Origin of the sequence: Streptomyces sp. CA-179760, assembly GCF_050937045.1 — a bacterium.
GTDB lineage: Bacteria > Actinomycetota > Actinomycetes > Streptomycetales > Streptomycetaceae > Streptomyces.
Genome location: NZ_JBNJLZ010000001.1, coordinates 4,983,114 through 5,006,848, shown reverse-complemented (window position 1 = coordinate 5,006,848; position 23,735 = coordinate 4,983,114). Strand labels below are relative to the sequence as shown.

The window sequence follows — 23,735 nt, the reverse complement described above, 5'->3', positions numbered from 1 at the left end:
CGGTTACTACCGCATTACCGCGAGGGAAGGTCACCCACGATGAGAGCTTCGGGAGAACGGGCCCGACGGGACGTGCTCAAGGGCGCGGCCGTCGGCGCCGGGCTGGCCGTGTCGGGCATCGTCACCACGCGCCCCGCGTACGCCGCCGAGAGCCGTAAGGAGGGTTCGGGCCGCCCCCGCCACCCGGAGAGCGTGACCGCCCGCCTGGGAGGCACCTCCATCACCCTGTCGGTCAGCACCCACGGGACCCTCCACTGGTCCACCCGGCGCGACGGCCGGACCGTGATCGGCACCTCCGCCCTCGGTATCCGGCTCGCCGACGGCACCGTGCTGGGCAGCGACGTCCGGGTGACCGGACAGCGGCACCGCACCCACCGCTCCACCTGGACCCCGGTCTACGGGCGCGACGCGACCGTCACCGACCACTACCAGGAGCACCGCTGGGACCTGAAGGACACAAGCACGGGCATCCGCTTCGGCGTGCAGGTCCGCGCGTACAGGACCGGGGTCGCCCTGCGGTACCTCCTCCTCGACCAGGGCACCGCCACCGTCACCGACGAACTGACGGCCTTCGCCTTCCCGGACGGCACCACCGTCTACAGCGCCCGCGACGAGAACGCCTACGAGCCGGTGGCCCCGGGCTCCATACCCGTCACCGGCACCGCCACCACCGACAACGGCCCGCTCACCGACCTCCCCCTGACCGCCACGCTCTCCAACGGCCTCATCGCCTGCGTCTGCGAGTCCGCGCGTGTCGACTACCCCCGCCTGATGCTCGGTTCGGTCGACGACGAGCCGAACACCCTCTCCGCCTTCCTCATGGAGCACACCGCCCGGGGCACCGGCCCCGTGGAGACGGCCTCCACCGTCACCACCCCGTTCGCCACACCGTGGCGGGCCGTCGTCATCGGCGCCACCCACGCCGAACTCGTCGACAACGCCGAGCTGGTGCTGAACCTGGCCCCGCCGAACGCCCTCCCCGACCCCTCCTGGATCAAGCCCGGCAAGGTCTTCCGCTGCGAGCTCAGCACCGCCGCCGGACTCACGGGCGTCGACTTCGCCGTGGCCCGGGGGCTGGAGTACATCGAGTACGACGCCGGCTGGTACGGCCCGGAGTTCACGACGCCCGACGCGACGGCGCCGATCGCCGCGATCGACCTGCCGTCGGTCATCTCGTACGCCACGGGCAAGGGCATCGGGGTCTTCCTCTACGTCAACCGGCTGGCGCTGACCGACGCGGACTCCCTCTTCGGCCTCTACAAGAGCTGGGGTGTGCAAGGCATCAAGCTCGGGTTCATCAACGACGGCACCCAGTCGATGACCGGCCAGATCATCGACTGGGCGAAGACAGCCGCGAAGTACGAGCTGCTGATCGACATGCACGACGACGTCCGGCCGTTCGGCTACGAGCGGACCCTCCCGAACTGGATCAGCCTGGAGGGCGTGCGCGGCAACGAGCAGTTCCCGACCGCCACGCACAATGTGACGCTGCCGTTCGCCCGCAACATCGGCGGCCCGATGGACTACACGATCTGCTACGGCCAGTCCCGCGACAAGACGACCAACGCCCATCAGATGGCCATGGCCGCCGTGTACTACCAGCCCCTCAACTTCCTCTTCTGGTACGACAAGCCGTCCAAGTACGGCAACCCGGCGAACTGGCCCGGCCTGCCCTGGTTCAACGCCGTCCCCACCACCTGGGACGAGAGCCGCACCCTGGCCGGCTCCATCGGCGAGTACGTCGCCGTGGCCCGGCGCAGCGGCTCCGACTGGTACCTCGGCGCCATGACCGACGAGTCGTCCAGGACGCTCACCCTCCCGCTGTCGTTCCTCGGGCGCGGTTCGTACACGGCGACGGTCTACGCCGACGGCACCCCGGGCGCGAGCCCGTACCAGACCCCGGTCGTGGTCGGCACCCGGACCGTGACCCGGGCCGACACCCTCGACGTGGCGATGGCACCGGCGGGCGGACAGGCGATCGTGCTGAAGCCCAGTCGAGGCTGAGGGGCGGGGGTTTTCCCCAGGATTCGGGTCCACCGACCGGTGGACGGCAGGTTCAACCGAGTGCCTCTGTCCGTCAACTGCCCTGCTCAGCAACCCTTTTGGGTATGAACTCATTAACTGTGCACGTGGCGCGCTGGAGCGCGAGACACCCCTGGCGGGCGATCGTCGGGTGGCTGGTGTTCGTGGTGCTGTGCCTGGGTGTCGGCGGTGCCGTCGGCACGAACAGTGCCAGGACGGCGGACTACCGGGTCGGTGAGGCAGGGCGGGCCGAGGCCCTCGCCGCCGAGGCCGGGCTGGAGCGCAGGGCCGCCGAGCAGGTACTGATCTCCTCCCGTTCGGGCGGTGCCCTGGATCAGGGCGCCGCCCGGGCCGCCGCGGAGGATCTCACCGAGCGGATGCGGAGGCTGCCCGAAGTGGCGGGCGTGGCCGACCCGTCGCTGTCCAAGGACCGCCGGACCCTGATGGTCGAGGTGACGCTGAAGGGCGAGGAGCGGGACGCCAAGGACAAGGTCGACGCGCTCGTGGCGCAGACCGGGGTGGTGCAGAAGAGCCACCCCGGGCTGCTGCTGGAGGAGACCGGAAGTCCGTCCGTCAGCAAGGGCGTCGACCAGCAGCGCAGTGACGATCTGGCGCTGTCCGAGGCGATCACCCTGCCCGTCACCCTGCTGACGCTGCTGGTGGTGTTCGGGTCGGTGACCATGGCCGGGGTGCCGTTGCTGCTGGCTCTGTCGTCGATCGCGGCCGCGGTCGGGCTCTCGATGGTCGTCTCGCATGTGTCGCCCGACGCGGGGGTCGGTACGAACGTCATCCTGATGATCGGCCTCGCGGTCGGCGTCGACTACACCCTCTTCTATCTCAAGCGCGAGCGGGAGGAACGGGCCCGCTCCGGCGGACGGCTGTCCTCCGAGGCGCTGGTGGAACTGGCCGCCGCGACCTCGGGCCGGGCGGTCGTGGTCTCCGGGATGGCGGTGGTCGCCTCCACGGCCACGCTGTATCTCGCCTCCGACGTGATCTTCTCCTCCCTCGCGACGGGCACGATCGTGGTCGTCCTGGTGGCGGTGGCGAGTTCGCTGACGGCCCTGCCCGCGCTGCTGGTCAAGCTCGGACAGCGGGCGGAGCGGCGGGCGCGGCGGCGGGCCGAGCGCGGCAAGCCCGTACGCCGGGCGCGCAGTGAGCGGGGCGGCGGCCGGGTGTGGAGTGCCCTGCTGCGGCCCGCCGCCCGGCATCCCCTGGCCACCCTGTGTGTCTCTGTTCTCGCCCTGCTCGCCCTCGTCGTCCCGCTGGCCGGGCTGAAGATCACCGAGATGAGCCGGGACACCCACTCCCGCGACATCCCGGCGATGCGGGTCTACGACCGGCTCAACGAGGCGTTCCCGGAGCAGCGGGTGACCCATCAGGTCGTCGTGCGGGCCGATGCCGCGCGGTCGGCGGAGGTCGTCGCCGCGCTGCGGGAGGTGGCCGGGCGGGCGGAGGACGACCGGCTGTTCACCGGAGTGTCGCGGATCCGGACCTCGGCCGACGACCGCACCAGCACCCTCGAACTGAAGGTGCCGTACCTCGGCAACTCCGACGAGGCCTACGACTCCCTCGACCGGCTCCGGGACGACTTCCTGCCCGCGACCGTGGGGCGGATCGGCGGCGCCGAGTACGGCGTGAGCGGCGACGTCGCCCGCTACGCCGACTATCCCGCCCACCAGAACGGCAAACTGCCCCTCGTCCTCGGCGCGTTGCTGCTCGTGACGTTCGCGATGACCGTGTACGCCTTCCGCTCGGTCGTGCTCGGAGTGCTCGGCGTCCTCCTGAACCTGCTGTCCGCGGCGGCGGCGCTCGGGCTGCTGGTGCTGGTCTTCCAGGGGAGGTGGGCCGAGGGCCTGCTGGACTTCGACTCCACCGGGTCGATCGGGTCGCGGGTGCCGCTGTTCCTGTTCGTGATCCTCTTCGGACTGTCGATGGACTACCAGGTGTTCGTGGTCAGCCGGATCAGGGAGGCCGCGCTCGCCGGCGTGCCCACGCGGCAGGCGGTGCTGGACGGGATCCGCTCCTCGGCGAGCGTGGTGACCAGCGCGGCGGTCGTGATGACGACGGTGTTCGCCAGCTTCGTCTTCCTCCACATCATCGAGATGAAGCAGATCGGCTTCGTCCTGGCGGCGGCCGTGCTGATCGACGCGTTCGTGGTCCGGGTGATGGTCCTGCCCGCGGCGATGCTGCTGCTGGGCGAGGCGAGCTGGTGGCCCTCGCGGGCGGTACGGCGGGCGCTCGCCGTACCGGAGAACGTCCGGGAGAACGTCCGGGAGAACGTCCGGGAGAACGTCCGGGAGAAAAGGTCCTCCTCCCGTCCGGAGGCCGACGTACGTTGATCGGCATGACCGCATCCGCCGGCTCCACGGCCGGCACCGCCGACGCCTTCTGGACCACGTCGCTGCGCCGCTGGAACGCGGTGTGCTGGCTGCTGTTCGCCGTGATGGCCGTCGGTCTCGCCGCCATCGACCGGCCCGGCGGGAGCAAGTACGTCGCCCTGGCCCTGCTGGGCGCGGTGGTGGTGTCCTACGCGGTCCTCTACCGCTTCCCGGCCAACCCCGTCATTCGTCCGCACGGGTATCTGTCGGTGCTGGTGGTCGCGCTGGGCGGGCTGGCGTATCTGCGGGGCAACTACGCGGGGCTGTTCATGGTGACGCTGCCGCACTACTGGCTGTTCGGGCGGACGCCGAGGGCGTCGGTGGTGTTCCTGGGGCTCGCCACGGCCGCGACCCTGGCCGCGAGCGTGCTGCGGCAGGACGGCTGGACGGTGGAGTTCTTCACCGAGACGCTCGTCTCCACGGTGCTCGTCGTCGGCGTGGGAGTGCTGATCGGGCTGTGGGCGCACTCGGTGGTCGGGCAGAGCGCCGAGCGGGCCCGGCTCATCACCGAACTGGAGGAGACCCAGGCCCGGTTGGCCGAGGCGCACCAGCGGCAGGGCGCGGCGGACGAGCGGGAGCGGCTGGCACGGGAGATCCACGACACCCTCGCCCAGGGCTTCGCCTCGATCATCGTGCTCGCCGAGGCGGCCCGGGCCGGGATCGACTCCGAACCGGCCCGCAGCGCCCAGCAGTTGCGGTCGATCGAGTCCACCGCCCGGGAGAACCTCGCCGAGGCGCGGGAGCTGGTCGGCTCGCCCCAGCGTCCCGGCCAGGCGGCGGCGGGATCGGTGGCCCAGACCCTGCGCCGCACCCTGGACCGCTTCGCCGAGGACACCGGCCTCACCGTGGACGCCGAACTGGAGGACCTGGAGTGCGACCAGCAGACCCGGATCGCCCTGCTGCGCTGCACCCAGGAGTCGTTGGCCAACGTACGCAAGCACGCCCGGGCCTCCACGGTCGGCGTGGTCCTGGTCCGGCAGCCGGACGGCGTGGAGCTCGAGATCACCGATGACGGGACCGGGTTCGTGGTGGCGGAGTCGTCGGGCTTCGGCCTGGACGGCATGCGCAAACGGCTCGCGGAGCTGGGCGGGAGGCTGACGGTGACGAGTTCGCTGGGGGACGGCACGCGGGTGCTGGCACTGCTCCCCCTGACGGCCGGAGTGAAAGAGGCCTCCGCATGACCGACGAACCGCTGCGGATCATCGTGGTCGACGACCACACCGTCATGCGGGCGGGGGTGGTGGCCCTGCTCGCCTCCGAGTCCGGAATCGAGATCGTCGGCGAGGCGGGCGAGGGCCGTACGGCCCTCGGACTTGTCGAGCGCCACGCCCCGGACGTCGCCCTGGTCGACCTGCGCATGCCCGTACTGGACGGAGTGGCCACGACCACCGAGATCGTCTCGCGCTTCCCCCGCACCCGCGTGCTGATCCTCACGACGTACGACACGGACGCGGAGATCGAGCGCGCGGTGGAGGCCGGGGCCATCGGCTACCTCCTCAAGGACACCACCCGTGAGCAGCTGGCCGACGCCATCCGCGCGGCGGCGCGCGGCGAGACCGTGCTGGCGCCCCGCGTCGCCGAACGCCTCGTCGCCCGTATGCGCCAGCCCGCCCAGATCCCGCTCACGGCCCGTGAGGCGGACGTCCTGAACGCGGTCGCGGACGGCCTCACCAACGCCGAGATCGGCCGCCGTCTCGTCATCGCCGAGGCCACGGTGAAGACGCACCTGTTGCGGCTGTTCGCCAAACTCGACGTCAACGACCGCACGCGGGCGGTGGTGGTGGCGATGGAACGGGGGCTGCTGCGGCGGCCCTGACCGTCACGACCCGATGTCCACGACCCGGGCCCAGTCCGGCGGCGAGTCCGGGACGTACTCGGGGTCGGACTCGTCGTCGTGGTGGTCGTCGTAGGGCTGGTCCGCCTGGCGGCGGGGGAAGAGGCCCACCACCGTGCGGCACGGAGGCCGGGTGACGGGCCAGGGCGTCTGGCCGTCGGTGAGGGCCACGATGACGTCCGGGGCCGGGCGGGAGTGCAGGGCTCGGGTGAAGCCGGCACGGAGGTCCGTGCCGCCGCCGCCCGTCAGGGGGATGCCCTCGGCGTGGCAGAGGCGGTGGGCGAGACCGGCCGAGGCGTCGCAGGGGACGACGGTGACGAGGTCACGGCGTCCGCCCACGGCCCGGGCGATCTCGGCGACCTCCAGGAGCGCGCTGCCGAGTTCGGCGTCGCTGACCGAGCCGGACGTGTCGATGACGACCGATACCCGGGGCGGGCGGCGGCGGAGGCTCGGCAGGACGATGCCGGGAATCGCGGTCGAGCGCCGGGCGGGCCGGCCGTAGGTGTAGTCCTCGCCAGCGCCGGGGCCGGACGCGGCCGAGCGGACCGCCGCGCCCAGCAGCTCCCGCCAGGGCTGGGGCGGGTGGAAAGCGTCCTCGGCCCACCGCCGCCAGCCCTGCGGGGCGTTGCCGGGGCGGCCGGTGATGCCCTGCGCCACCCGGAAGCGGACGGCGTCCCGTTCCTGTTCGCTCAGGCCGTGCGCGCCGTCCGGGCCGAACTCCCACTCCCGGCCCAGTCCGTCGGCGCCGCTGCCGCAGTCCAGCCAGGCCAGGTCCTGCATGCGTGGGCCGATGCTGAACTGCCGGAGGTACTCCTCCATCAACTCGCCCTCCGCCAGTCCCAGATCACCCGGCTCGACGACTCCCTCGGGGCGGGCCAGGCCGTCGCCGTAGACGTCGTCGTTGATCTCGAAGTCCGCGGCGATGTTCATCCGCAGCCGCTCCCCGGGGCCGCTCAGCCCCCGTTCCCGGGCGACCCGGTCGCTGCGGCCGTGGTGGTCGCGCAGCAGGTGCGACACCTCGTGCACCCATACTCCGGCCAGTTCCTCGACGGGCGTACGGTCCACGAACACCGGTGAGACGTAGCACCGCCAGTGCCGGTCGACGCCCATCGTCGGCACCCGGCGCGACTCCACGACATGCAGGGCGAACAGGGCCGTCGCGAGGTAGGGGCGGACCCGGGCGGCGTGCAGGCGGGCGGCGAAGAGCTTGCCCCGGTCGAGAGATCCCGTCTCCGTGGCCGTCATCGGCCCGCCTTCGCCACGGCCCCTGCCGCGGCCGCCGTCCGGGCCGCCGCGCGGTCCGCCCGCCCCGACAGGGACACGACCCCGGCGAGGCGCTCGATCGCCGCCGGTACGTCCCAGTCCTCCCGGCGCAGCGCGGCGAGCGTGGTCGCGGGGACGACCACGACGTCCGGGGGCCCGCTCTCCACCGCTTTGACCAGCAGGGCCCACGCCGCGTCCCAGCGGGACCGCTCCGGGCGACCGCGGACCGCGGCGACGACGGCGTCCAGCGCGGCCTGGCGCAGATCGCCCCGCTCGGGCAGGACCGCCCCGGCAGGATCGGCCAGCAGGGTCTCCGGTCCGGGAGGTCCATCCGGTCCAGGCTCGCCAGCAGTTCGAGGCCCGGACCGTCCCCGACGGTGCCCCGGACCAGCAGGGAGAGCACATCGCGGGAGGAGCCGGCCGCGGTGGCGAAGGCGATCAGGTGCAGCGTCATCTCCCAGCTGCGGGGCGACGGCCAGGCCCCGCCCCGCCGGGTCTCTCCGCTGGGCAGCCGGTGCACGAGGGCGGGGCGTGCGGTGAGCAGCTCGCACACGGCACGGCGGGCGAAGGCCACGGCGTCCGGCAGCTTCCCGGGGTCGAGCCGGGGCAGGGTCGCCCGGGGCCAGGTGCCGCCGAGGCCCCGGACGACGACGTCGGTGTCGTGCGCCCACTGGAGGTGGACGAAGCGGTTGGCGAGCGGCGGGCTCAGCTCCCAGCCGTCGGCGGCCGAGGAACGCGGGTTGGCGGCGGCCACGATCCGCACGCCGGGCGGCAGCCGCAGCGCGCCGATCCGCCGCTCCAGCACGAGCCGGAGCAGGGCGGCCTGGACGGCGGGCGGCGCGGTGGAGAGTTCGTCGAGGAACAGCAGTCCCCGGCCGGCCCGCACCAGGCGCACCGCCCAGTCCGGCGGGGCCAGGGGCACACCCTGTTCGGCGGGGTCGTCGCCGACGATCGGCAGCCCCGAGAAGTCGGACGGCTCGTGCACGCTGGCGATCACCGTGGTCAGCGGCAGGTCCAGGGCATCGGCGAGCTGGTTCAGGGCGGCCGTCTTGCCGATGCCCGGCTCTCCCCACAGCAGCACGGGCAGGTCCGCGGCCACGGCCAGGGTGAGGGCTTCCAGTTGGGTGTCGGGGCGGGGCTCGGTGGTGGTGTCGCGCAGGAGGGTCAGCAGGTCGGCGGCGATGTCGAGCCGGGCGGTGGTGCCGTCCAGGGGCGTGCTGCGTGTGGGCATGTGTGATCACCTGTGGGTCTGGGAGGAGTGGAAGCGCGGGACAGAAGGGCTCTGGGTCACATGTGGCGGGGGTGCGGGCCCCGGCCCCGGGAGCGGCGAAGGTCCCAGGGGCGCAGGCTGCCGGGCGAGGGCCCCTCCAGGCCCGCCCGGAACAGACCGTGGGCGATCCGCCGCCGCGCGGCCGTCTCCAGCGCGTCCCGCAGCGGGCCGTCGCGCAGCACCGCCTCGGGGCCCAGCAGACTCTCCACGGCGGCCAGCGCCCCGGTGACATCGCCGTGCCGGAGGCGTTCCCGCACGCCGGTGAGGCAGTCGGGGCGGCGGTGTGCCCGGTCGATCGCCTGGAGACAGGGCAGGGGTGGCCCGCCCAGGGCGGCCAGCAGTCCCTCGCGCCGGATCTCGTCCGGCTCGTGGTCCAGCGCGGCCAGGGCGCCGTCGACCAGGCCGATGGTGTGGCGGGCTCCCCGGCAGTCCACCAGCCGTGGGTCACCCGCCCGTTCCGGTGCCCGCCAGGTGCCCGTCCGCTCCACCCCCAGTGCCTGGGCGACCAGCGGATGCAGCCTCCCGGGATCGATCGCCCCGGTCCGGAGCAGCTCCAGGTCGGGCAGCACCCAGGTCGCCGCGTCGGGCAGGACGGGCAGCGCGGGGTCGGGGGCGTGCGACGTCACCACCGGGGTGCCGTCGGACACGTCCAGGACCAGACGGTCGCGCGCCCCGAGGCGGACACCGATCCTGCCGGTCGACCGGCCCTCGGCACGCAGCAGGATCTGCGCCTCGGCCGCCCACCGGTCGACGGCACAGCGATGGCCGTACGGCGGCGGCCCGGACGCCGAACGGCCGTCCGTGGCGGGAAGATCCGCCCCGGCCCGCACCCGCAGCTCCCCCACCCGGCGCGCATCCCACAGATGCCGGTGCAGGTCGAGACGGAACCGTCTGCTGGGGCGGGGATGCGGATGGCGGGGATGCGGATGGCGCCGGCCGGTCGCGTCGGAGGCGTCCCACAGGGCGAGGCTGAGCCGCTGACCGGCGTCGGCCCAGGCCGGTGGTGTCCGCGCCACGAGGTGCAGCGGTGCGGTGCCCGTGGTGTCGTACCGGGCCAGGCCGATCGTCAGCCCCGGCCGCAGCAGCCCGTCGGGGGCGATCCTCGGCAGGTGCCAGCGCAGCAGGTCGGGAGCCAGGTGACGCAGGTCGGCCCGGAGCAGGGCGGCGAGTTCGCGGCCGTGGGCCCGGGCCACGGCACGTGGCTGGAGGTCGACGTCGACGCCGGCGGCCGCACACGCACCGGCCCAGTCGCCGGCCCGGCGGCGCGCGGTCGCGGTCTCGATCATGGAGGGCGGCACGGCGAACTCGCGCACGCGCGGCCAGAAGGAAGTCGGGGTGTCCCCGTTCGCGGTGTGGGTGAGCATCAGCACTCACCTGGCGCGGACGGGACCCCCATTCTGTCAAGGGAGGAGGTCGTCATCGCGGCGATGCTAACGGCCCCCGCGCCCTCGCGCAGCCGAATATCCGGTGGCTCAGACGACATGCGACTCGGGCCGGATCCCCGACCCCGCCCGGAAGCGGTCGGCGGTGAGGGGACCTACGTCGACGCAGGGGGGCCGGTCCAGGTAGAGGTCGCGCACGATCTCCCCCACCGCCGGGGCCTGGAGGAAGCCGTGGCCGGAGAAGCCGGTGGCGTAGAGGAAGTTGACGATCTCGCGGGAGCGGCCGATGAGGGCGTTGTGGTCGGGGGTGACCTCGTAGAGCCCGGCCCAGCCGCCCGCCGTCTGCATGGCGGCGAGGTCGGGGGCGCGATGGCGTACGACGTCGCGGAAGAGCTCCAGCCACCCGGGGGTCCAGGTGGTGTCGAAGCCGTCCGGCTCGGCGGGGTCGGCCAGGCCGAGGAGGAGGCCGTCGTCGCTGTTGTGGAAGTAGGCCGAGGACGAGAAGTCGATCGTGAAGGGGATGCGCGGGGCGGGGGTGTGAGCGGGACGGTGAAGGCCAGTTGGCGGCGGACCGGCCGGACGGGGAGGGGGACGCCGGCCAGGTCGCCGATCCGGGCCGACCAGGCTCCGGCCGCGCAGACGACCGTGGCGCAGTCGATCCGGCCGCGGTCGGTGTGGACGGCCGTGACCCGGTCGCCTCGGGTGTCGAGGCCGGTGACGGTGGTGCGGGTCGCGAGGACGGCCCCGGCCCGGGCCGCCGCACGCGCGTAGCCCTGGACGACCAGGGCGGGCCGGGCGTGGCCGTCGGCGGGTGAATGGGCGGCGGCCAGCAGGCCTTCGGTGCTGACGTAGGGGCAGAGGCGGCGGGCTTCGGCCGGGCCGGTCATGCGGCTGGGGACGCCGAGGGAGTTCTGCAGCCGGACGGCGGCCTCGAAGCCGGCGGCCTGGCGCTCGGTGGTGAGCAGGAAGAGGTAGCCGACGGTGTCGAGGCGGATGTCGGCGCCGGGGCGGTCCGGGAAGTCCCGGAAGGCGCGCAGACTCCGGTCGCCCAGTTCGATGTTGAGCGGGTCGGAGAAGTGCGCCCGTACACCGCCGATCGGCTTGCCGGAGCTGCCGCTTCCCAGTTCGCCGCGTTCCACGACGACGATGTTCCGCACCCCGGCCTCGGCCAGGTGGAAGGCGATGCTCGTGCCCATCACACCGCCGCCGATGATCACGACGTCGGCGGTGCGGGGGACGGTGGGGAGGACGGGAGAGGAGGTCAACGGGCCATCCCTTCACGGTTCTGCCAGTCCACTACGAGGCACCTGCGAGGTCAACCACCAGCGCTCGCACACTCCCACCGGACTTTGCCATCTCTTTACAACCTGTCCCGGGCCTGCCTCGTCTCTCCGCACGACCCGTCACCCACCCCGCCGACCGACCATCGGGCGGGACCGACGAAGGAGAGCGATTCCATGCGCCGAACCGTCCTGAGCGCCCTGGCCCTCGCGGGCACCGCCGTACTGCTGGGCACCGGGCCCGCGTTCGCCGACGGGGGCAATTCCCCGAGCCCGGTCCCCTCGGCCACCCCGGCCACGACCCCCCAGCCGGAAGCCAGTGCCGAACCGACCCGGGCCCCGGCCGATACGGACAGCACCCCCACCGCCCCGAAGCCCGAACCGACCCGGGCACCGGCCGAGGACCAGGTCTCCGTCCGGCCGGGCGGCGCCCCCGACACCGGTGTGACGCCCGGGTCCTCGTCCTCCGGGAGCGACGGCACGGCGATCGGCGCGGGCGCCGCCGCGGCGTTCGCGCTGGGCGGCACAGCGGTCTTCGTCGTACGCCGCCGCCGGGCGACCGGGGCATGACCGCGTTCTCCAGGCGCGCGTTCACGACCGCGGCACTGGCGTCGCTGCCGACGGCCCTGCTGACGGCGTGCGGAAGCCACGGCACCACCACCGGACGACGGCCGAGGCCCCGGGCGGTGCCGGTCAAGGGGGCCCGTCCCCTTGACCGTTCGGTTCCCGTCCGGCTGCTCGTCCCGGCCATCGGCGTCGACACGCCGGTCATCCGGCTGGGCCTGGCACCGGACGGCACGGTGGAGGTACCGCCGGTCACGGCGGACGACCGGGCGGGCTGGTACCGGCACTCGCCGACGCCGGGGCAGACCGGGCCGTCGGTGATCCTCGGTCATGTCACGGTCGGGCCGTACGGCGACGGCGTCTTCCGCCGGCTCGGCCGGCTGCGCCGGGGCGAGAGGATCGTGGCGCGCCTGGAGAACGGCACGACGGCGGAGTTCGCCGTCACGGCCGTACGGACCACCCCGAAAACCGAATTCCCGGCGGACGACGTCTACGGGAACGTGGACCGCCCGGAGCTGCGGCTGATCACGTGTGGCGGAGCGCGTACCGGCGACGGATACGCGGACAACGTGATCGTCTTCGCCGCGCTGAGCGGAACCGAGTCCCCCACCTCCGGCAGCTCTGGAGAGCGTTGAAACGATCCCGTGAGAAGGCCGCGTCCGAACTGTTCGCCGCCCTCTACCCGCGCCTCGCCGGCTGGTGCCGCCGGCTCGTCGACGACGACGGTACGGCCCACGAGATCGCCTCGGAGGCGTTCACCCGGCTCTGGGCCCGCTGGACGTCCGTGGAGGAGCCCCGCGGCTTCCTCTACGTCACCGCGGCCAACCTCGTCCGGGACCACTGGCGCAAACTGGAGCGCGAGCGCCGGGCCATGCACCGCGTCACCTCGGAAGCCGCCGTACGGCCCCACCCCGAGCAGGCCGACCCCTCGGTGCGGCTGCTCGTCCAGTCGCTCCCGGAGCGACTCCGCGTGCCGATCCTCCTCCACTACTACGCTGACATGCCGATCCGGGAGGTGTCCGCACTGACCGGACGCAAGGAAGGAACCGTCAAGGCCGACCTGCACGCGGCCCGGGAACTGCTCCGCGTCCACCTGAGGAGAAGCCTTGACCACACGCCTTGACGACGTCCCGGGCGACCCGGAGCCGGGCCCCGACGACCCCCTCGCCGTGATCCTGCGCCCCTCCTCCCCCGACTACCTGGGCGCACCGCCCGGCCAGTACGAGACGATCCGCCGCAGGGCGACCCGCCGCCGCCTCCTGCGCACCGCGGCCGGCGCCGGCGTGTGCTGCGCCGTGGCGGCCCTCATCGCCCTCCCCCTGCGCTTCACGGCCCCGGACCGCCCCGCGTCCCCGACGGTCCCGATGGCCCCGCCGCCCGCGACGACGCCCGGTCCCACCCCGCCGTCGTCCCCCTCCCCCTCCGCGTCGTCCTCGGCACCGTCTCCAGCACCGACCGGCGCCCCGCCCTCCGCGCGGTCTTCCGCACCGTCTTCCGTGCCGACCTCCGCATCCGACGCCCCGGCCCCCGGCACGACCGGCGCGGGCACGGACAACTCCCGCACCGTCCAACCGACGTCCGCGTCCCGCACCCCGTCGGCCACACCGATCCCGGCGCGGGACCTGCCGTCGGACGGACAGACGGGTCAGTAGCGCGCGACCTCGTCGATGCGTTCCTGCTGTGCCGCGGTGAGGGTGCGGACCATGAGGGCGGCGGCCGCGGCCGCTGCGACGATCACCAGGTCGGCGGCGAGCAGGGGCCAGACGCCGTGGTAGGCGCGGACGATGACCTCGTCGGTGGAGTCGGCGTAGATCAGGCCGACTCCGGAGGCCAGGGCCGCCAGCCACAGGCCCCACCACCAGTTCACGACGGCGGGCAGCCGCCGTTCGGGGAAGACCGACCCGTGGACGTCCGCGACCATGCCCCGGGGTATCCACAGGTTCACCACGGGCACGATCCAGCCCAGGAAGAGCCACAGGTACTGGTACCGGGCGTCCTGGCCCGAGAGAGCGCGGGCGTTGTCCCGTACGCGGTCCAGCCAGAGCAGGAACACGATCGCGCAGACCGCTGTGACGGCGCCGCCCGCGGAGTCGACCAAGTGGTAGGAGTTCTCCAGGGCGTTCAGGGGACGGTGGAAGCCGTTGCCCTGGTCGGGTGGGCCGGACGCCGGCTCGCCCGCCATGGCGAGCCGGACGTGCCAGACCGCCCGGGCCGCCCAGGCGACTCCGGCGAGGGCGAGAGCGACGACGGCGAGGCGGGCCGCGCCCCGGATCGGGCGCGGGGCGGAGACCGGGACGGGAGATTCCATTTCGTTCATCCGGTCATCCTGTCGCACTGGATCACCCGGGCTTCATGGCCCCACTCGGTCCCGCCGGCTCAGTCCCGCCGCCCGGCCGTCCTCGTCCCACCGCACCTCGAGAAAGTGGTCGACGGCGTCCCGGTCGAGGGGGCCGAACACGTGGGGGAACAGGACGTCTTCGGCGACGCCGGGCGGCGGGGCCGGGTCCGCCGCCTCCAACTCCACCCGCGCGGTGAGGCGCGCCTCGTCCAGGGCGAGCACCAGCAGAGGCCTGTGCGCGTCCCGGTAGAAGGCGTTGACGACGGCCAGCGTGGTCGGCTCGTCCGGGGAGCAGTGCACGAAGCCCTCCTCGGCGAGGGAGTCGGGCGCGTACGTCCGCCCGGGGGCGGTGTTCCAGACGGTGAGCGGTACGACGTGATAGATCATGGCCCCGTTATAGCCCCAGGGCGCCCACGGTCCGTGCGGTGGCTTCGGCGATCAGGGCGTCCGAGGGCTCGGCCGCGTGACCGGGCCGGTCGGTCATGACGGCCAGGACGAGCGGCTCGGTGCGGGGCGGACGGACGACGGCGATGTCGTTGGCCCTGCCGTAGTTGCCCGTGCCGGTCTTGTCGGCCACCTCCCAGCCCTTGGGAAGCCCGGCCCGGATGCGCCGGGCGCCGACGGGGGTGGCGTTGCGCGAGAGCCAGTCCGTGAGCAGGGCGCGTTCGCCGGCGGGCAGGGCGGTGCCCAGGAGCAGCGCGCGGAAGTCGGTGGCGATCGCCCGGGGGGTGGTGGTGTCGCTGGGGTCGTCGGGTCGTACGTCGTGCAGTTCGGGCTCGTAGTGGTCCATGCGGCTGACCTCGTCGCCGAGTCCGCGCAGATAGGCGGTGAGCCTCGCCGGGCCGCCGAGGTCGCGCAGCAGCAGGTTCCCGGCCGTGCCGTCGCTGTACCGCACGGCGGCGTCGCAGAGTTGGCGGAGGGTCATGCCGGTCGCGACGTGCTTCCCGGTGATCGGCGACGTGGACTTGAGGTCGGCCCGGGTGTAGGTGACGCGCCGGTCCAGGCCCTTCAGGGAGCGGTGGTGCAGGACCGCCGCCGCGGCCAGTGCCTTGAAGGTCGAGCAGAAGGCGAAGCGCTCGTCGGCGCGGTGGATCACGGTGGCGCCGGTGCCGGTGGCGAGGGCGTAGACGCCGAGGCGGGCGCCGTACTCGCGCTCCAGGTCCGCCCAGCGGGGGCGGTGGACCGGCGGGGCGGAGGGGCGAGGGCCGGCCCGTCCGGCCGTGGGCGTTCCGCCTGCCCGGCCGGTGTCCCGGTCGTCGTCCGAGGCGCAGCCGGCCAGGGGGAGGAGGGCCGCGGCGGCCAGGAAGGCGCGGCGGGACGCCGGAGGGGGCCCGTCGGGGGACATACGGGGTGCGACTTTCACGGGGGTCTCCTTCACTCGGGGTCCTCGGAGGCGGCGGCCAGCAGGCTGTGGACGACGGGCCCGGCGGAGCCGCCGCCGGTGCCGCCCTCCTCCACGACGCAGGCCACGGCGACGTTGCCGCGGTGGGCGACGAGCCAGCCGTTGTTGTCCTGTGCGTCGGAGACCTCGGCGGTGCCGGTCTTGGCGCCGATCTCGCCGGGCAGATCGGCGAGGACCTTCGCGGTGCCGCCGGTGACGGTGGCCCGCAGCAGCGCGCGCAGCTCGGTGACGACGTCCCGGGGGAGCGGGGTCGTGGTCGTCCTGTCCTCGTTGCCGTCGGTGAGCGAGGGCTGGTGGAAGGTGCCGGACACGGCCGTCGCGATCACGGACGCCATGAGCAGCGGATTGGCCTGCACCCGGCCCTGCCCGATCATCGAGGCGGCCTTCTCGGTCTCGTCCTTCGGCGCCGGCACCGAGCCGTCGTACGTGGGAGCCCCGACGTGCCATTCCTGGCCCACGCCGAAGTACTTACGGGCGACATCCCCGAGTTCCCCGTCGTAGAGCCGGTCGCGCAGGCTGATGAACGCGGTGTTGCACGACTCGGTGAAGTCCTTGCGGAAGGTGGCGCCCGGGTGCCGGGAGAGTTCCACGTTCTGGAACCGCTTCCCCACCATGACGTACTGGGGGCAGTCGACCACGTCGTCCGGCTCGACGGCGTCCTTGAGCAGCAGGGCGCTGCTGGTGACGATCTTCCAGGTGGAGCCGGGCGCGTAGGTGCCGGAGAGGGCGCGGTTGAAGCCGGAGGCCGGGGAGTTCGCCACGGCCAGGATCTCGCCGTCGTCGACGCGCAGGGCGACGAGCGCGGCGCTCCTGCCCTCGGCGTGGGTGGCGAGGGCCTGCTCGGCGGCGGACTGCCAGCCGGCGTGCAGGGTCGTGCGGACGGGGCCCTTGTCCCGGACCGTCCGCGCGCCGAAGGTGACCTCCGTGCGCTCGACGTCCCCGGTGACCCGGTCGACCAGGTGGATCGCCCCGCGCGCGCCGGTCTCCGTGCCGTGGGTGCCGAGCCGGGTCATGAGGGGCGCGAGGGAGGGGAGTTCGTCGCCGGACAGGGCCGTGCCCTGACGGTCGATGACCTCGGGGGGCTCGGTCTCCTCCCGTTCGAGGCGGAATTTGTCGGTGCCGCTCAGGCGCGGGTGGACGACGGACAGCGCCCAGTCCACCTTCCAGGTGCCGTCGCTCCGCTGCCGCAGGGGCAGCTTCGACTCGTAGGTCCAGGTGCCCAGGCCGGTGACGGGCATCCGGGCGGTGAACGGGACGGTGACCGTGCCGTCCTCCGCCTCGGTCGCCGCCCTGGCCTCGAGCGCCGGCTTCGTGATCTCCAGTCCGGCGGTGAAGCTGTCCAGCACGCGTTGTGCCGCACCGGGGCTGGTCGTACGGGCGGCGGCGCTCGGCAGCCGGCCTGCGGCCCAGTCGGCGAGGAACGCGCGGGCCTGTTTCCGGGCGGCGGGGTCCGGCCCGGTGTCCCGTGCGAAGGGCCCGAGACCGGCCGCGTACGCCCCGCCCCCGGCGACGGCCAGCACCACCACTCCCGCGGCGACGGCCCGTACGGCGTTCCGGCGCGGTCCACGATCCCGATTGAATCCGGAGTATCCGGCGTATCCGGCGCGGCCGGTACGTCCGGTGTGTCCGATGCGTCTGGTCTTTTCGGAATGTTCGGTGTTTTCGGGAAAGGAGTCCATGCGCCGAGAACAGCAGCGGTATGGGCGGCCTGTCCAAGACCTCGGTCGGTCCCACGTCGATCCGTACCGGATGTGGTGACGGTTCCTGATCGGTACGGCGGCCCGGAGGCCGCCGTACCGATGAGCCGGTTCGCCCATGCCGCAGGGGTCAGAGCTGGAACTCTGCGGGAGACACCCCCAGCGCCGCGCAGGCCTCGCGCAGGACCGTCGCCTCGGCCTGGGAGAAGTGGCCGTCGGCCCCGGCGATGACCATGCCGGTCTGGATCACGGCCCTGGCCTCGGTGGGCTTCTTGGCGGCCTTGGCGATCTCCTGCATCGCCTCGGTCTTGCCGTGCTGGAAGTTCATCGTCAGCTGGTCGACATGCTTGTTGAAGCGCTGGCGCAGCTGCTCCGGCGGGAAGTTCTGCAGCACGTCATTGCTGAGGATCATCGACTCGACCTGCTGCCGCTCCGAGGGATCCACCTGCCCGTCGGCCGCCGCGACCAGGGCACACATCGCCATGCTCGCGTCCCGGTACGCACCGCTCTTCAGCTCGTTCTTCAGCGACCCGAGCTGTGTCTTGAACAGCCCGACCAGCTGGGCCTTGCTGCCTCCGCCGGACCGCGAACCCGAGCCGTGCCCGCCGGCCGCGCCGTGGCCGCCGGACGTGCCGTGCCCGCCGGACGTGCCGTGCCCGCTCTGGCCCTGCTGGAAGGCCTTGGCCTGGTCCTTGAGCTTGTCCCACACTGCCATTGAGTCACCTCGGTATTAGTCGGAGTCATCTCGCGAACCCGCTCCCGCGCGCTCACCGGGTCAACGCCCGGCCCCCGGGCAAAGGTTCCGCAAAACGCTTCCCTCTCTCACCTCCTGTTCTCTCTGTTCTCCTTGTTCTCCCGAGCGGCGCGGGTCGCGATCAGCGGTCCGGCGACGCATGCGGCGGCCACCAGGATGCCGAAGGCGACGGTGAGGGCCGTGGTGTAGCCGTGGACGGATGCCTCGGCCGGACTGGTGCGCCCGGCTCCCGCCACGTAGGACGCCGTGGCACTGGCCGCGACGGTGTTGAGCAGCGCGGTGCCGAGTGCGGCTCCCAGTTGCTGGGAGGCGTTGTAGGCGGCCGACGCGGCTCCGATGTCGCGCGGTGGTACGTCCGCGGTGGCCAGCCCGGCCGTCGGGGGCAGGACGCAGCCGAGGCCGAGCCCGGTGAGGATCAGGGCGGGGGTCAGGTACAGCGGCAGGACGTCCGTACTCCGCGCTGTCAGGCCGGTCAGGACCAGCACTCCGGCGGCCGCGGCGACCAGGCCGGGCACGATGAGCGCCGCGGGCGGGACGCGTCCGTGCAGCCGCCCGGCGATGAGGGTGGAGCCGAGCAGGGCGGCCAGGGCGTTGATGATCAGGACCAGGCCCGCCTGGACCGGTGAATAGCCGAGGACGGTCTGGGTGTAGTAGCTCATGAACAGGTAGAAGCCGAACATCGCGACGAACATCAGGGTGATCGACAGGAGCGCTCCCGCGCGGGCGCGGTGCAGCAGCACGGGCATCGGCAGCAGCGGGTGCGGGACGCGGAACTCGACCACGGCGAACGCGGCCAGCAGCAGGACTCCGGCGGCCAGCAGCGTGAGCACCTTCGCCGAACCCCAGCCGTACGGTTCGGCCTCGTTGAAGGCGTACACCACGGCGGCGAAGCCCCCGGCGCTGAGCAGCGCGCCCGCTACATCGAGCCGCCCCTCGTCCCGGACCGGGCGGTCCGCCGGCACGAGAGCCGTACCGAGCACGGCCAACAGCGCGACCGGGACGTTGATGTACAGGCACCACCGCCAGCCGGCGTACTCGGTCAGCAGCCCGCCCGCGATCAGCCCGAGCGCCGATCCGGCGGCACCGACGGCGGCGAACACGCCGAACGCCCGGCCGCGTTCGCCCGGCTCCGTGAAGGTCGTGGACAGCAGCGACAGCCCCGCGGGCGCGAGCACGGCGGCGAAGACGCCCTGTAAGGCCCGGGCCGCGAAGAGGGTCTCCGGGTTCCCGGCGGCCCCGCCGAGGGCGGAGGCGACGGCGAAGCCGGTCAGGCCGATGGCGAACGCGCGCCGGTGGCCGAGCGCGCCGCTGACTCTGCCGCCGATCAGCAGCAGCCCGCCGAAGGCGAGCGCGTACGCGGTGATCACCCACTGCCTGCTGCCGTCGGACATGCCGAGCGCGCTCTGTGCGGAGGGCAGTGCGATGTTGACGATGGTCCCGTCCAGGACCACGAGGAGCTGGGCCGCGCTCACGGCCGCCAGCGTCCACCGTCGTCGGGTCCCGGGGGCGGATTCGATGACTCGGGTATCCATGACTTCCATCGTTTCGTTGAAGGAACCCCGGAGACTTTTCCCGCTGCCCTGGCCGTCCTCCCGAGGCACAGTGCGCGGCCCGCGTCCAGCAACCCTCAACTCCGCGGTGGAAACGGCGACTGCCCGCACCCCGTGATCGGGTGCGGGCAGTCGTGACGGCCTGGTGTCAGGCTCAGTCGCGGGAGCGGAGCCTCAGACGCGGGGCGAGGCGGAAGGCCGCGAAGCCGACCGTGGCCAGGGCCGCGGCCGCCGCGAGGAGGAGGCCGACGCCGCCCGCGCCGGTGGAGGCGAGGCTGCCGCCGTCGAGGTTCGTCGAGGTGCCGCCACCCGTGGTGGTGCCGCTGCCGCCGGTCGTCCCGGTCTCGCTCGCGCTGGGCGAGGGGCTCGGGTCGGTCGTGGGGCTCGGGGAGGGCGAGCCGGATCCGTCGCCGGGGCCGGGCTCGTCCGGGCCGTCGCCGGGGACGACCTCGACCGCGAACTGGGTCATGGCGTCACCGACCGACGCGGCGACGGTGTACGTGCCCGTGCCCTGGCCTGCGGTCAGGTCCGGGGCGGCGGCCCTGCCCGCCGCGTCGGTCTTGACGCGGACGACCTGGTCCTCGCCGCCGAAGCGGGGAGCGTCCGCGCTGCCGTCCTCGACCCGGAACTCCACCTCCGTGCCGGCCGGTGCCGCCTTGCCCGACCTGACCACCATGGCGCGCAGGGCCTCGGCGAAGTCCTGCCCCTGCTCGGCCTGCTGCTCGTCGCCGCCGGCGACGCTCACGGCGTAGGGCGACTCCTTGACCCGCACGGTGAAGTCCGTCGACGCGCCCTGGGTCTTCGCCCGGACGGTGAACTCACCCTCCTTCTTGGTGCCGAGCCCGATATAGGGGGACTGCGCACGCCCCTGGGCGTCGGTCGAGACGACGGTCTGGTCGGCGTCCGGGCCGCTGGTGAGGTAGAAGAGCGGCTTCAGGCCGTCCGGGTCCTCGATCGTGAAGGTCACCGGGGCGTCGGCGACCGGCTTGCCGTCCTTGTCCCGGGCCGCCACGGCCAGCGGGTCGACGTCGTGGCCCGGCTGGGTCGTCTGGCCGGTGCCGGACACCTGCGTCAGCCGGTCGACCGTGGGGGACGCCTGCCACTGGAGGACGATGCGGCCGGGGCCGCCGGGGGCGTCGGCGCCGCCCATGGCCACGCCCGGCTCGACCGGGTTGTCGGAGGAGGCCCAGAACGGGTCGGTCTTCTCCGGCGCCGTGGTGCCCTTGCCGACGACGAGACGGGCGTCGTCCACCCGGGCCGGCTCGGCGTAGCTGGAGCCGCCGCCACCGCTGCCGGTGGTGCCGTCCTTGCCGGGGGGACCGCTCGTCTCGGCGCCCGTGCCGCCACCGCCGCCCGCGTAGCCGGCACCGCCGCCGCCACCGCCGTACTTGCCCGCGCCGCCGGCACCACCGGCGCCGCCCTTGGCCTGGTCCGCGCCCGCGACGCCGTTGCCGGTGCCCGCGCCGCCCTTCGCACCGGTGGCGCCCTTGCCGCCGCGGCCCTGCTCGGAGGCGTCCTGGCCCGACTCGCCGCCGGCGACACCCGCCTGAGCGGGGGCCGCGTCGCCGCCCCCGCCGCCCCCGCCGCCGGCGACGACCAGCGGCGAGCCGCCGCTCGTACGGATGGCGCTGCTGTTGCCGCCCCGCTCGGCGCCGCGGGAGCCCGCCTTGCCGCCGAGGGCGTCACCGGAGCCCGGCCCGGCGACGGCGAGGCTCAGTGCCTCCCCGGGCGTGACCTTCAGGGTGCCGCCGACGAAGCCGCCCGCACCGCCGCTCGCCGTGTGATTGCCGGTACCGCCCTCACCCCAGACCCGCACGTTCAGCTGTGTCACACCCGACGGCACCCTGAACTCCCGCGCGCCCTGCGTCGGGACGAACAGGCGGCAGCCGGAGAAACCCTCCGTCGGCGCGCACGTCTTCCCGGCGGGCACGGCGGCACCGGCGGCCGAAACCCCCGTCAGAGCCGTTCCGCCGGTCAACGCCAGCAGGGTCAACGCGGCCGCGCCGCGCCGTAATCCGGCGTGGCGCGGCACAGCGGGATCGCGATGCATCAAGAACACTCCCTAACTCGTCACAAGCTCCCCCCTGGGAGCCATGAAATGCTCGATCAGAATCGAACAAGACCAGTGGGACAGCTGATCAAACCTGGGACTGTCGGTCAACCGAGAATGGTCGATTCCGGACGGTCGGCGGGGGCCGCGATACGCAGGGCTTCCACCAGCTCCCGGTACAGCGTGTCCGTGGCGAGCAGCTCCCCGTGGCTGCCCCGGGCACGGACCCGGCCCGCCTCCATCACCACGATGGTGTCCGCGTCGATCACGGTCGACAGCCGGTGGGCGATCGTGACCACGGCACCCGTGGCCGCGCGGGCGCGCACGCACTCCTGGACGGCGGCCTCGGTCAGCCCGTCGAGCTGGGCCGTCGCCTCGTCCAGGAGCAGCACGTCCGGTGTGCGCAGCAGGGCCCGGGCCAGGGCGATGCGCTGCCGCTCGCCGCCCGACACGGCCGCGCCGGACAGCGGCGTGTCGAGTCCTTCGTCCAGGGCGTCGACCTTCTCGGCCAGCCGTACCTCGCGCAGGACCCGGCGCAGCTCCGCGTCCGTCGCGTCGGGGCGGGACAGCAACAGGTTGTCGCGGATCGTCCCAGGCACGACCGGGGTGTCCTGTTCGACGTACGCCAGCCGCGACCGGATCGCGTCGTGGCTGTGGTCGCGGTAGGGGCGGCCGTCCAGCAGCAGTTCGCCGCCGGTCGGCTCCAGGAAGCGCAGCACCAGGGAGAACAGGGTCGTCTTGCCCGCGCCCGAGGGCCCGACGATCGCGGTGTGCCCGTGTCGCGGGATGACCAGATCGACGCCGCGCACCGCCGGTTTCGCGTCGGGGCCGTAGGCCGCGGTGACGTCCCTCAGTTCGAGTACGGGGGTGTCCTGTACGACCGCCTCCCGTATCGGGCCCTTGTGCACGGCGTGCACCGCCCCCTCCTCCGAATCCAGGTCGTCCGTCTCCCGGATCCGCTCCGCCGCAGCGATCCCCGACTGGAGCGTGGTGATGTTCTGGCTGAGTTCGCTGATCGGGTCCATCAGCCCGAACGCGTAGAGCAGGAACGCGATGAGACTGGAGACCTCCAGGTCCCCCTCGGCGACCCGCCAGGCGCCCACGCCCAGGACCAGGATGATCGCCAGCTGGATGCCGGCCAGCGCGATCGTCCAGGCCAGGGCCTCGCGGCGGTTCGCGCGGACGCCGTGCTCGGCGGAGACGCGCGCGTCGGCCACGATGCGCTCGGCCGTGCGCTCCTCGGCCCGGCCGGCCTTCACCGTGCGGATCGCGCGCAGCGCGCCCTCGAGATTGCCGCCGAGCCGTCCGAGGTGGTCCTGGGCGCGCTGCTGCGCGGTCGCGATCCCGGGCATGAGGACGCCGAACAGGACGGCGACCACCGCCACCGCCGCCGCGACCGTGCCCAGCAGCACCAGGTCGAGGACGCCCATGAGGACCAGGGTCCCGAGGAGCATGACGACGGCGTTGATCAGGCCGACCGGGGCGCCGGTGGCGGCCTGGTGCAGCAGGACCGTGTCGGAGGTGACGCGGGTGACGAGTTCGCCGGGCGCGCGCCGGGTGACGGCGGGGACGGTGGCCCGCAGGAAACGCCGCACCATCGACTCACGGGCCCGGAGCACCACCCGCTCCCCGAGCGCGCCGAGCAGCGTCCACTGCCAGTACATGACGGCACTGCCGACCACCAGCAGGACGAGCAGGGCCACCAGCGGCCCCCGCAGCGAGTCCGAGCCGCCGAGCGCGTCGAGCACGCCCTTCGTGACCATCGGGGTGGCCAGCCCCATCCCGGACCCCACCAGCGCGAGGACGAGGGCCAGGGCCAGGGAGCGCCGGTGCGGCCGGGCGAACGACCAGAGGATCCGCAGCCGGGGAACGGACACCTTGCGAGACGTGCCTTCCGGAACAGTCATGCCGCCGAGTGGAACATCAGTGTTCCATTACGGTCAAGGGATTT

General features: G+C 73.4%; 18 protein-coding genes and 2 pseudogenes. 8 read left to right on the top strand and 12 right to left on the bottom strand.

The window, feature by feature from the left end; all coding sequences use genetic code 11:
- Positions 1 to 39: 39 nt before the first annotated feature.
- From ACQEV8_RS22605 to ACQEV8_RS22590, 4 genes are all read left to right on the top strand, one after another.
- A complete protein-coding gene (locus ACQEV8_RS22605; RefSeq protein ID WP_432962903.1) occupies positions 40 to 2,004 on the top strand; it encodes a glycoside hydrolase family 97 catalytic domain-containing protein in 1,965 nt (654 codons plus the stop codon).
- Positions 2,005 to 2,108: 104 nt separating this feature from the next.
- Positions 2,109 to 4,361, top strand: a complete 2,253-nt coding sequence (locus ACQEV8_RS22600) for an MMPL family transporter (protein ID WP_432962901.1) — start codon at positions 2,109 to 2,111, stop codon at positions 4,359 to 4,361.
- 5 nt (positions 4,362 to 4,366) lie between these two features.
- On the top strand, positions 4,367 to 5,581 hold the full coding sequence (locus ACQEV8_RS22595; RefSeq protein WP_432962899.1) for a sensor histidine kinase: 1,215 nt from the start codon (positions 4,367 to 4,369) through the stop codon (positions 5,579 to 5,581).
- Positions 5,578 to 6,216: a response regulator gene (locus ACQEV8_RS22590; protein WP_432962897.1), complete on the top strand. Its 639-nt coding sequence runs from the start codon at positions 5,578 to 5,580 to the stop codon at positions 6,214 to 6,216. The genes ACQEV8_RS22595 and ACQEV8_RS22590 overlap by 4 nt, the downstream gene beginning before the upstream one ends.
- 3 nt (positions 6,217 to 6,219) lie before the next feature.
- Here ACQEV8_RS22590 and ACQEV8_RS22585 read toward each other — a convergent pair whose 3' ends face one another.
- The 4 genes and pseudogenes from ACQEV8_RS22585 to ACQEV8_RS22570 form a co-directional block, all read right to left on the bottom strand.
- Entirely contained in the window at positions 6,220 to 7,479 is a 1,260-nt protein-coding gene (locus ACQEV8_RS22585) for a vWA domain-containing protein (RefSeq protein WP_432962895.1), read from the bottom strand.
- Positions 7,476 to 8,728 (bottom strand): annotated as a pseudogene (locus ACQEV8_RS22580) (AAA family ATPase). The gene ACQEV8_RS22585 and the pseudogene ACQEV8_RS22580 overlap by 4 nt, the downstream one beginning before the upstream one ends.
- 56 nt (positions 8,729 to 8,784) lie before the next feature.
- Positions 8,785 to 10,131: a hypothetical protein gene (locus ACQEV8_RS22575; RefSeq protein ID WP_432962893.1), complete on the bottom strand. Its 1,347-nt coding sequence runs from the start codon at positions 10,129 to 10,131 to the stop codon at positions 8,785 to 8,787.
- A 108-nt stretch (positions 10,132 to 10,239) separates the two neighbouring features.
- Positions 10,240 to 11,414, bottom strand: a pseudogene (locus ACQEV8_RS22570) (NAD(P)/FAD-dependent oxidoreductase).
- A 192-nt stretch (positions 11,415 to 11,606) separates the two neighbouring features.
- Between ACQEV8_RS22570 and ACQEV8_RS22565 the strand changes: the two are divergent.
- From ACQEV8_RS22565 to ACQEV8_RS22550, 4 genes are read left to right on the top strand one after another with little or no spacing between them, the layout of a single operon-like run.
- On the top strand, positions 11,607 to 11,999 hold the full coding sequence (locus ACQEV8_RS22565) for a sortase-dependent protein (RefSeq protein WP_432962891.1): 393 nt from the start codon (positions 11,607 to 11,609) through the stop codon (positions 11,997 to 11,999).
- The gene (locus ACQEV8_RS22560; protein ID WP_432962889.1) at positions 11,996 to 12,628 is read left to right on the top strand and encodes a class F sortase; all 633 of its coding nucleotides are present in this window, start codon (positions 11,996 to 11,998) and stop codon (positions 12,626 to 12,628) included. The genes ACQEV8_RS22565 and ACQEV8_RS22560 overlap by 4 nt, the downstream gene beginning before the upstream one ends.
- Positions 12,625 to 13,116: an RNA polymerase sigma factor gene (locus tag ACQEV8_RS22555; RefSeq protein ID WP_031113208.1), complete on the top strand. Its 492-nt coding sequence runs from the start codon at positions 12,625 to 12,627 to the stop codon at positions 13,114 to 13,116. The genes ACQEV8_RS22560 and ACQEV8_RS22555 overlap by 4 nt, the downstream gene beginning before the upstream one ends.
- Positions 13,100 to 13,645: a hypothetical protein gene (locus tag ACQEV8_RS22550; protein WP_432962886.1), complete on the top strand. Its 546-nt coding sequence runs from the start codon at positions 13,100 to 13,102 to the stop codon at positions 13,643 to 13,645. The genes ACQEV8_RS22555 and ACQEV8_RS22550 overlap by 17 nt, the downstream gene beginning before the upstream one ends.
- On the opposite strand, the gene ACQEV8_RS22545 is transcribed toward ACQEV8_RS22550, so the two are convergent.
- From ACQEV8_RS22545 to ACQEV8_RS22510, 8 genes are all read right to left on the bottom strand, one after another.
- Positions 13,639 to 14,310 carry a DUF4328 domain-containing protein gene (locus tag ACQEV8_RS22545; RefSeq protein ID WP_432962884.1) on the bottom strand — a complete coding sequence of 224 codons (672 nt, stop codon included), beginning with the start codon at positions 14,308 to 14,310 and terminating at the stop codon, positions 13,639 to 13,641. The genes ACQEV8_RS22550 and ACQEV8_RS22545 overlap by 7 nt on opposite strands.
- Before the next feature lie 33 nt (positions 14,311 to 14,343).
- Positions 14,344 to 14,718, bottom strand: coding sequence for a DUF952 domain-containing protein (locus ACQEV8_RS22540; protein ID WP_432962882.1), 375 nt, complete (start codon positions 14,716 to 14,718; stop codon positions 14,344 to 14,346).
- 7 nt (positions 14,719 to 14,725) lie between these two features.
- The gene (gene bla / locus ACQEV8_RS22535; protein WP_432972905.1) at positions 14,726 to 15,676 is read right to left on the bottom strand and encodes a class A beta-lactamase; all 951 of its coding nucleotides are present in this window, start codon (positions 15,674 to 15,676) and stop codon (positions 14,726 to 14,728) included.
- A 29-nt stretch (positions 15,677 to 15,705) separates the two neighbouring features.
- Positions 15,706 to 17,253, bottom strand: a complete 1,548-nt coding sequence (locus ACQEV8_RS22530; RefSeq protein WP_432962880.1) for a penicillin-binding transpeptidase domain-containing protein — start codon at positions 17,251 to 17,253, stop codon at positions 15,706 to 15,708.
- 307 nt (positions 17,254 to 17,560) lie between these two features.
- Positions 17,561 to 18,145: a tellurite resistance TerB family protein gene (locus ACQEV8_RS22525; RefSeq protein ID WP_432962878.1), complete on the bottom strand. Its 585-nt coding sequence runs from the start codon at positions 18,143 to 18,145 to the stop codon at positions 17,561 to 17,563.
- Positions 18,146 to 18,252: 107 nt separating this feature from the next.
- The gene (locus ACQEV8_RS22520) at positions 18,253 to 19,716 is read right to left on the bottom strand and encodes an MFS transporter (protein WP_432962876.1); all 1,464 of its coding nucleotides are present in this window, start codon (positions 19,714 to 19,716) and stop codon (positions 18,253 to 18,255) included.
- A gap of 172 nt (positions 19,717 to 19,888) precedes the next feature.
- Complete coding sequence (locus ACQEV8_RS22515; RefSeq protein ID WP_432962874.1) at positions 19,889 to 21,784, bottom strand: hypothetical protein; 1,896 nt, start codon at positions 21,782 to 21,784, stop codon at positions 19,889 to 19,891.
- A gap of 107 nt (positions 21,785 to 21,891) precedes the next feature.
- A complete protein-coding gene (locus ACQEV8_RS22510; protein WP_432962872.1) occupies positions 21,892 to 23,691 on the bottom strand; it encodes an ABC transporter ATP-binding protein in 1,800 nt (599 codons plus the stop codon).
- Between the last annotated feature and the right edge of the window lie 44 nt (positions 23,692 to 23,735).

Bases quoted from the DNA above. Each gene is read 5' to 3' on its own strand.
- ACQEV8_RS22525 (WP_432962878.1), bottom strand. From the start codon at position 18,145: ATGGCAGTGTGGGACAAGCTCAAGGACCAGGCCAAGGCCTTCCAGCAG.
- ACQEV8_RS22515 (WP_432962874.1), bottom strand. From the start codon at position 21,784: ATGCATCGCGATCCCGCTGTGCCGCGCCACGCCGGATTACGGCGCGGC.
- ACQEV8_RS22520 (WP_432962876.1), bottom strand. From the start codon at position 19,716: ATGGATACCCGAGTCATCGAATCCGCCCCCGGGACCCGACGACGGTGG.
- ACQEV8_RS22600 (WP_432962901.1), top strand. From the start codon at position 2,109: ATGAACTCATTAACTGTGCACGTGGCGCGCTGGAGCGCGAGACACCCC.
- ACQEV8_RS22605 (WP_432962903.1), top strand. From the start codon at position 40: ATGAGAGCTTCGGGAGAACGGGCCCGACGGGACGTGCTCAAGGGCGCG.
- bla (WP_432972905.1), bottom strand. From the start codon at position 15,676: ATGTCCCCCGACGGGCCCCCTCCGGCGTCCCGCCGCGCCTTCCTGGCC.
- ACQEV8_RS22575 (WP_432962893.1), bottom strand. From the start codon at position 10,131: ATGCTCACCCACACCGCGAACGGGGACACCCCGACTTCCTTCTGGCCG.
- ACQEV8_RS22540 (WP_432962882.1), bottom strand. From the start codon at position 14,718: ATGATCTATCACGTCGTACCGCTCACCGTCTGGAACACCGCCCCCGGG.
- ACQEV8_RS22560 (WP_432962889.1), top strand. From the start codon at position 11,996: ATGACCGCGTTCTCCAGGCGCGCGTTCACGACCGCGGCACTGGCGTCG.
- ACQEV8_RS22510 (WP_432962872.1), bottom strand. From the start codon at position 23,691: ATGACTGTTCCGGAAGGCACGTCTCGCAAGGTGTCCGTTCCCCGGCTG.
- ACQEV8_RS22590 (WP_432962897.1), top strand. From the start codon at position 5,578: ATGACCGACGAACCGCTGCGGATCATCGTGGTCGACGACCACACCGTC.
- ACQEV8_RS22565 (WP_432962891.1), top strand. From the start codon at position 11,607: ATGCGCCGAACCGTCCTGAGCGCCCTGGCCCTCGCGGGCACCGCCGTA.
- ACQEV8_RS22585 (WP_432962895.1), bottom strand. From the start codon at position 7,479: ATGACGGCCACGGAGACGGGATCTCTCGACCGGGGCAAGCTCTTCGCC.
- ACQEV8_RS22545 (WP_432962884.1), bottom strand. From the start codon at position 14,310: ATGAACGAAATGGAATCTCCCGTCCCGGTCTCCGCCCCGCGCCCGATC.
- ACQEV8_RS22595 (WP_432962899.1), top strand. From the start codon at position 4,367: ATGACCGCATCCGCCGGCTCCACGGCCGGCACCGCCGACGCCTTCTGG.